Source organism: Acidiphilium sp. JA12-A1 (assembly GCF_000724705.2).
GTDB lineage: Bacteria > Pseudomonadota > Alphaproteobacteria > Acetobacterales > Acetobacteraceae > Acidiphilium > Acidiphilium multivorum.
Genome location: NZ_JFHO01000137.1, coordinates 1 through 6369 on the forward strand (window position 1 = coordinate 1; position 6369 = coordinate 6369).

Consider the following 6369-nt stretch of genomic DNA (forward strand, 5'->3'; position numbering starts at 1 on the left):
GGCGAAGGGCCGCGTGGCGGCGGTGGAACAGGTCGTGCGTCAGCAGCACCGAGGGGATGCCGGCGAGGGCCGGTTCGTCGAGCAGGCGGGCGCGGAAGATGGTGTCGATCAGGATCGCGTCGGGCCTGGCGGCGGCGAGGCGCGCGGCGATCCAGCCGGCTTCCGCCGGGGTGATGGCGGCGCCGAGCACGACATCGTTGGCGCGGCGGCGCGGGACGGCGGCGGGGGCGAGGCGGCGCATCAGGGCGGCGGCGGCGGCGCGCGGCTCGGCGGCGAGGAGGGTGCGGCCGAGGCGCACGAGGCGCGGGCCGGACACGGCGCCGGCGCCGGGCGGCAGGCGCATCACCGGCCAGGGCAGGCGCGGTCGGGTGAGATAGAGATCGACCGTGTGCCCGGCCTCGCGCAGATGGGCGATCAGCGCGTGATTGTAGGCGAGATGGCCGGCGGCACCCGCGCGCGGCCACTCGTCGGTGACGAAGCCGAAGCGGCGGCGGCCTTCACGCGGCATGGCCGCAACCTCCCGGTCGGCGCGGGAGAGTCACGCCCCGCCGCAAGCGGTCAGGCGCCGGTCCTGGCGATCCCGTTCTGGTCGAACAGCGTCTGCAGCTCGCCGGACTGGAACATCTCGGTCACGATGTCGCAGCCGCCGACGAACTCGCCCTTGACGTAGAGCTGCGGGATCGTCGGCCAGTTGGAGAACTGCTTGATGCCGTCGCGCAGCTCGGGGTCCTCGAGCACGTTCGCGGTCTTGAAGGGCACGCCCATGTGGGTGAGGATCTGCACCACGCGGGCGGAGAAGCCGCATTGCGGGAACATCGCCGTGCCCTTCATGAAGAGCATGACGGGGTTTTCCTCGACGGCGGTCTTGATGCTGGCGAAGGCCGGATTTTCGGTGGCCTGGCTCATGGGATGTCTCCTGGGGAAAAAGGGCGCCGGGCGTTACTCGGGCGCCGAGGTCTGCAGCGCGAGGGCGTGCAGCACGCCGCCCATCCGCCCTTGCAGGGCGGCATAGACGAGCTGGTGCTGGCGCACCCGCGAGAGGCCGCGGAACTGCTCGCTGACGACGGTGGCGGCATAGTGCTCGCCATCGCCGGCGAGGTCTTCCACGGTAATCCGCGCGTCCGGCAGGGCGGACTTGATCATGTCCTCGATTTCGGCGGCCGACATGGCCATGGGGAGTGTCCTCGTCGTTCAGGCGAACCAGCGCGCGAAGAAGGCTTCGTGCGCGGCACGGATTTCCGACAGTGATATGGCGATGCCGTCCGGGCCTGTCAAATGATCGCCACCGCTGCGGCCGAGGGGGCGGGCGGGGATGCCGGCGGCGGCGGCTTCGGCGATCAGGGCGGCGCCATCCGCCGTCGCCGCGACGTAGCGGGCCTGGTCCTCGCCGAACCAGAACGCGTGCGGGGCGATGCCCGCGGGGATCGCGGCCAGCGCGATGCCAGTGTCGCCGGCGAGGGCCATTTCGGCGAGGGCGACGAGCAGGCCGCCATCCGACACGTCGTGGCAGGCGGCGATGGCGCCGGCGCGGATTCTGCCCCGGATGAAATCGCCGTTGCGCTTCTCGGCCGCGAGGTCGAGCGCGGGCGGCGCGCCATCCTCGCGGCCAAGGATTTCGCGGAGGAAGAGCGAGGCGCCGAGTTCGCCGCTCGTCTCGCCGATCAGCACGAGGTCGAGGCCGGGGGCGAGGGCGATGCCGGTGGCGGCGGCGCCGTCGTCGATCACGCCGAGGCCGCCGATCGCCGGGGTGGGCAGGATCGCCGTGCCCTCGGTCTCGTTGTAGAGGGAGACGTTGCCGGAGACGATCGGGTAGTCGAGCGCGCGGCAGGCTTCGCCCATGCCGCGGATGGCGGCGACGATCTGCCCCATGATCGCGGGTTTTTCCGGGTTGCCGAAATTCAGGTTGTCGGTCACCGCGAGGGGGGTGGCGCCGGTCGCGGTGATGTTGCGCCAGGATTCGACGACGGCCTGGGCGCCGCCGGTCTCGGGATCGGCGGCGCAGTAGCGCGGCGTGCAGTCGGTGGTCAGCGCCAGGGCGCGGCGGCTGCCCTCGATGCGGACGATGGCGGCGTCGGCCTGGCCGGGGCGGCGCAGCGTCTGCCCGCCGACGGTGCCGTCATACTGGTTCCAGATCCAGGCGCGGGAGGCGAGGTCGGGGCAGCCGATCAGGGCGAGCAGGGCGGCGCCCGGCGGGAGCGGGCTGTCGACCGGGCCGAGCGGGGCGGGTTTCGCCGGTTCCACCCAGGGGCGCTCGTAGAGCGGCGCCTGGTCGGCCAGCGGGGCGAGCTCGATATCGGCCTCGACCCGGCCCTGGTGCTTCACCACGATGCGGCCGGTGTCGGTGATGCGGCCGATGACGGCGAAGTCGAGCTCCCATTTCTCGAAGATGGCGCGGGCCATGGCCTCGCGGCCGGGCTTGAGGACGATGAGCATGCGCTCCTGGCTCTCGGAGAGCATCATCTCGTAGGCAGACATGCCGGCCTCGCGCTGGGGGACGGCGTCAAGCTCAAGCTCGATGCCGACGCCGCCCTTCCCCGCCATCTCGACCGAGGAGGAGGTGAGGCCGGCGGCGCCCATGTCCTGGATCGCGACGATGGCGTCGGTCGCCATCAGTTCGAGGCAGGCCTCGATCAGCAGCTTCTCGATGAAGGGATCGCCGACCTGCACGGTGGGGCGCTTTTCCTCGGCGTCGGCGCCGAATTCGGCGGAGGCCATGGTGGCGCCGTGGATGCCGTCGCGCCCCGTCTTCGAGCCGACATAGACGACCGGGTTGCCGATGCCGGCGGCCGCCGAGAGGAAGATGCGGTCCTGATCGGCGATGCCGACGGTCATCGCGTTGACCAGCGGATTGCCGTTGTAGGAGGGGTGGAAATTGGTCTCGCCGCCGACGGTGGGCACGCCGACGCAGTTGCCGTAGCCGCCGATGCCGCGGACCACGCCATCGACCACCCGCTTCGTCACCGGCAGCGACGGATCGCCGAAGCGCAGCGCGTTGAGGTTGGCGACCGGGCGGGCCCCCATGGTGAAGACGTCGCGCAGGATGCCGCCCACGCCGGTCGCCGCCCCCTGGTAGGGTTCGATGAAGCTCGGGTGGTTGTGGCTCTCCATCTTGAAGATCGCCGCCCTGCCCTCGCCGATATCGACCACGCCGGCATTCTCGCCGGGGCCGTGGATGACCCAGGGGGCGGTGGTCGGCAGCGTTTTCAGCCAGATGCGGGAGGATTTGTAGGAGCAGTGCTCGGACCACATGACCGAGAAGATGCCGAGCTCGGTGAGCGTCGGCACCCGGCCCATGATGGCGAGGACGCGGTCGTATTCCTCGGCGGCCAGACCGAAGGAGCGGGCCAGCGCGGCGTCGATCACGGTGGGGTTCATGCCGCCCTCCCGATGGCGTTGAGACTGTCGAACAGGGGTTTGCCGTCGGTGCCGCCGGTGGCCGGGTCGACCAGGTTTTCCGGGTGCGGCATCAGGCCGAGAATGCGCAGGCCGGGCGCGTAGATGCCGGCGATGTTGCGGGCGGAGCCGTTGAGATTGGCGGCCTCGGTCGCCGCGCCGGTCGCATCGACATAGCGGAAGGCGACCAGCCCCTCGCCTTCCAGGCGGTCGAGCGTTTCGGGATCGGCGATGTAGTTGCCGTCGCCATGCGCCATCGGGGCGCGGAAGACGGCGCCTTTTTCGTATCGGCCGGCGAAGACCGTGTCGTTGCGCTCGACGCGGAGGCGGCAGTCCATCGAGAGGAAGCGCAGCCCGGCATTGCGCAGCAGCGCGCCGGGGAGGAGCTGCGCCTCGGTGAGGATCTGGAAGCCGTTGCAGACGCCGAGCACGTAGCCGCCGCGCTTCGCGTGCTCGACCACGGCGCGCATCACCGGGGACTGCGCCGCCATCGCGCCGCAGCGCAGGTAGTCGCCATAGGAGAAGCCGCCGGGGATCACCACGAGGTCGAGCCCGGCGAGGTCGGTCTCGCGGTGCCAGACGAGGCGCGGCCTGGCGCCGAGGCTCGCCTCCAGCGCGATGGCGATATCGCGTTCGCGGTTGATGCCGGGGAAGAGGATGATGCCTGCGCGCATGGTTCGTGCTCCGTCTTGCCGCGTCTTGCCCGTCCCCGCCGGGGGATGCAACCGGGGCGGCGCGGGTTCAGCCCTGCGCCGGCGCCATCTGCCCGGCCCCGCCCCAGCACCACCAGCCGTCGCGGGCGAGGCCGGCGGCGGCGCGGCGGGCGGCGTCGGCATCGGGGAACAGGCCGAAACAGGTGGCCCCCGAGCCGCTCATCCGCGCCAGCAGGCAGGACTCGGCGGCCGCGATCGCGGCGAGGACATCGGCGATGACGGGGGCGAGGGCGATGGCGGGGGCTTGCAGGTCGTTGCCGAGGCGGGCGAGGTCGGCGGCCATGCGCCCGGCGGTGGGCCAGGCCGGGGGCAGGTCGGCTTGCGGGGAAAATTCGCCGGCGCGGGCGCGGAAGATCGCCGGGGTGGAGACCGCGACGCCGGGATTGACCAGCACGAGGCCGAATTCCGGCAGGTCGGGCGCGGGGGCGAGGATTTCGCCGATGCCGGACATCCGCGCCGGGCGGCGGGCGAGGCAGACCGGGACGTCGGCGCCGAGGGCGAGGGCGAGATCGGGCGGGATGGCAACGTTCCAGCGCGCCGCGAGCAGGCGCAGCGCCGCCGCGGCATCCGCCGAGCCGCCGCCGATGCCGGAGGCGACGGGCAGGGTCTTGACGAGGCGGAAGGCGGCCTCCGGCGCGCGGCCGGCATGGGCGGCGAAGCGGGCGGCGGCGCGGAGGACGAGATTGTCCCCCTCGCCCGACAGCGCCGGCGCAAAAGGGCCGTCGACCGCGAGGGACAGGCCGGCGGCGGGGGCGAGCGACAGCGTGTCGCCAACGGGCGGGAAGACCACCAGGCTGTCGAGCAGGTGGTAGCCATCGGCGCGGCGGCCGGTGACGTGCAGATGGAGGTTCACCTTCGCGCAGGCGAAGCCGGGCGCGCAGGCGAAGCCGGGGGAAGCGTCGGTCATGTCCGGTCTCTCAGCGGGCGGCGGCGGCCTTCAGCCGTGCCTCGATCCGCGCGCGCTGCTTCGCGTCGGGGTGCAGGGAGAGCGCGCGCTCCCACTGGTGCTCGGCGGCGAGGCGGTGGCCGGCGGCGGCGAAGATGTCGGCGAGGTGGGCGTTCACCTCGGCATCGTCCGGGGCGAGATGGACGGCGTGGATCTGCGTCTTCATCGCCTCGGCGATCTTGCCCTCGCGCAGGAGGACGTAGCCGAGACTGTCGACGATGGCGCCCTCGTTGGGATCGACGGTGAGGGCCTGGCGGAGCATCCGCTCGGCCTCGGCGAGGTGCTCGCCGCGCAGCGCCCAGGAATAGGCGAGGTAGTTGAGCACGTAGGGCTGGCCGGGCGCGAGGGCGAGCGCCTCGCGCAGGTCGGACTGGGCGGCCATCCACTGCTTCGCGTGGTCCTCGGCGATGGCGCGGGCGTAGAACAGCGCCCAGGCCGAGGCGGGCAGCGGCATGCCGGCGCGGCCGATCGCCGCGGTGGAGAGGCGGATGGCGGCGGCATTGTCGCCGGCGGCGCGCTCGATGTCGGCGGCGAGGGCGAGCGGCTCGGTGGCGCGCGGATGGGCCTTCGCCAGGGCGGCGAGCGCGGGCAGCAGCGACTTGCCCTTGCCGAGGCCGATCAGGATTCCGGTGCGTTGCAGCAGCGCGGGGGCGTAGAGCGGATCGTCCGGCGCGATGCCGGCGAGCAGGGCGGCGGCGGCCTCGGGGCGCTTGTCCTGCATCGCATCGGTCGCGGCGAGCATGCGGGCGGCGGTGAGGTCGGGCCGCAGATCGAGCGCGAAGCGGAGCAGGATGCGGCGCAGCAGCGGGTCCTGCCGGCCGCCGACGGTGCCGGCGAGGGTGAGATAGGCCTCGGCGATGCCCTGGCGGGGGGTGTCGACGACCGGGCGGCGGGCGGCGCGTTCGAGCGCCGGCAGGGCGATGCGCAGCTCGGGATGGGAGGCGACCAGTTGCAGCAGCAGGGCGCGGGCGTGGCCGGGATGGCCGGCGCGGTCGGCGAAGCTGGCCAGGGCGAGGGCGAGGCGCAGGTTGGGCTGGCCGATGCCGAGCGTGGCGAGGGCGTAGAAGCGGGCGGCCTGGGCCTCGCGCCCGGCCATGTCGGCGATCAGCGCGGCGTTGAGCCGGTAGATCGGCGCGAAGGGGCCGGGGTGCGCGGCGGCGCGGTCGAGCCGGCCGATCGCGGCGCCGTATTCGGCGTCGCCGGCCTCGCACCAGGCGAGCAGGACCGGGCGGATCAGGCCGGTGAGCCCCTCGGCCGGCAGCGCGGCGAAACGGGTGGCGGCCTGCTTCCAGTCCCCCGCCTTCGCCGCCGCGTCGC

At 73.0% G+C, this 6369-nt stretch carries 6 protein-coding genes and 1 pseudogene; all 7 read right to left on the reverse strand.

The window, feature by feature from the left end:
• Positions 1-508: pseudogene (locus tag RT91_RS18390) on the reverse strand (hypothetical protein); the annotation flags it as partial.
• Positions 509-558: 50 nt separating this feature from the next.
• Positions 559-906, reverse strand: coding sequence for a Grx4 family monothiol glutaredoxin (gene grxD, locus RT91_RS18395; RefSeq protein WP_007423627.1), 348 nt, complete (start codon positions 904-906; stop codon positions 559-561).
• 33 nt (positions 907-939) lie between these two features.
• A complete protein-coding gene (locus RT91_RS18400) occupies positions 940-1173 on the reverse strand; it encodes a BolA family protein (protein WP_007423628.1) in 234 nt (77 codons plus the stop codon).
• A gap of 18 nt (positions 1174-1191) precedes the next feature.
• Complete coding sequence (purL, locus tag RT91_RS18405; protein ID WP_035189078.1) at positions 1192-3375, reverse strand: phosphoribosylformylglycinamidine synthase subunit PurL; 2184 nt, start codon at positions 3373-3375, stop codon at positions 1192-1194.
• Positions 3372-4067 (reverse strand): phosphoribosylformylglycinamidine synthase subunit PurQ, encoded by a 696-nt coding sequence (gene purQ / locus RT91_RS18410; RefSeq protein WP_007423630.1) that lies wholly within the window; start codon positions 4065-4067, stop codon positions 3372-3374. The genes purL and purQ overlap by 4 nt, the downstream gene beginning before the upstream one ends.
• Before the next feature lie 67 nt (positions 4068-4134).
• Positions 4135-5013, reverse strand: coding sequence for a 4-(cytidine 5'-diphospho)-2-C-methyl-D-erythritol kinase (locus RT91_RS18415; RefSeq protein WP_035189080.1), 879 nt, complete (start codon positions 5011-5013; stop codon positions 4135-4137).
• 10 nt (positions 5014-5023) lie between these two features.
• Positions 5024-6369 (reverse strand): hypothetical protein (locus RT91_RS18420; protein WP_035189082.1); only part of this gene is annotated, 1346 nt, incomplete at its 5' end.

Coding starts and splice junctions, on each gene's coding strand:
- grxD (WP_007423627.1), bottom strand. CDS start 906: ATGAGCCAGGCCACCGAAAATCCGGCCTTCGCCAGCATCAAGACCGCC.
- RT91_RS18400 (WP_007423628.1), bottom strand. CDS start 1,173: ATGGCCATGTCGGCCGCCGAAATCGAGGACATGATCAAGTCCGCCCTG.
- purL (WP_035189078.1), bottom strand. CDS start 3,375: ATGAACCCCACCGTGATCGACGCCGCGCTGGCCCGCTCCTTCGGTCTG.
- purQ (WP_007423630.1), bottom strand. CDS start 4,067: ATGCGCGCAGGCATCATCCTCTTCCCCGGCATCAACCGCGAACGCGAT.
- RT91_RS18415 (WP_035189080.1), bottom strand. CDS start 5,013: ATGACCGACGCTTCCCCCGGCTTCGCCTGCGCGCCCGGCTTCGCCTGC.